1 protein-coding gene is annotated in these 841 nt (G+C 55.8%); it reads left to right on the top strand.

The window, feature by feature from the left end; genetic code table 11:
- Positions 1-10 precede the first annotated feature (10 nt).
- A complete protein-coding gene (gene virG / locus NKJ06_RS35585; protein WP_352550936.1) occupies positions 11-736 on the top strand; it encodes a two-component system response regulator VirG in 726 nt (241 codons plus the stop codon).
- The last annotated feature ends 105 nt before the right edge of the window (positions 737-841 follow it).

Below are 841 nucleotides of genomic sequence, written 5' to 3' on the forward strand. Positions count from 1 at the left end.
AGGTGTGCCGTTGAAACATGTTCTTGTCATTGACGATGATGCCGCAATGCGGCGCCTCATCGCCGAGTATCTCACGATGCATGCCCTGAAGGTAACCGCAGTCCACGATAGCAAGCAGTTTGACTATGTTCTTTCACGTGAGCCAGTCGATCTCGTGGTTGTTGACCTTAACCTAGGCCGGGAGGATGGACTTGCGATCGTCCGCAATCTGGCGACAAAATCGGATGTTCCTATCATAGTGATCAGCGGCGACCGGCTTGATGAGGCGGAAAAAGTGGTTGCACTGGAGCTCGGCGCAACCGATTTCATTCCCAAGCCTTTCGGGATGCGCGAATTCTTGGCCCGCATTCGAGTAGCGCTACGCCAGCGCATTTCTAGTCCGCGAATCAGAGAGCAGCGCTCATTTCGCTTTGGGGCCTGGAAGCTCAGCGTGAAGCAGCGGCGACTGATCTGTGCGGAGCGTGGCGAGGTCAAGCTTACCGCATGTGAGTTCAATCTCTTGATCGCATTTCTGGAGAACCCCCGCAACGTGCTATCCAGAGAACGGCTTTTGCTCGCGAGCCGTGTGCGTGGAGAAGAGGTGTACGATCGAAGTATCGATGTCCTAATCATGCGCTTGCGCCGAAAGCTGGAGGCTGATGCGGCCAACCCTCGCCTGGTCAAAACATCCCGTGGCGCAGGGTACTTCTTCAACGCTGACGTAGATGTTAGCTACGGAGGCACGTTGGCCGCGTGACAGTGAGCTATGCTGGAGATTGGGGTGACGAGGCTGATCAAGCCTTCCAACAGTACCAGCCTGATCAATTACGGCGAGAGCTACCGGTCCGGAGATCGCATCAGC

It is taken from the genome of Mesorhizobium sp. M0293 (assembly GCF_040321735.1).
GTDB lineage: Bacteria > Pseudomonadota > Alphaproteobacteria > Rhizobiales > Rhizobiaceae > Mesorhizobium.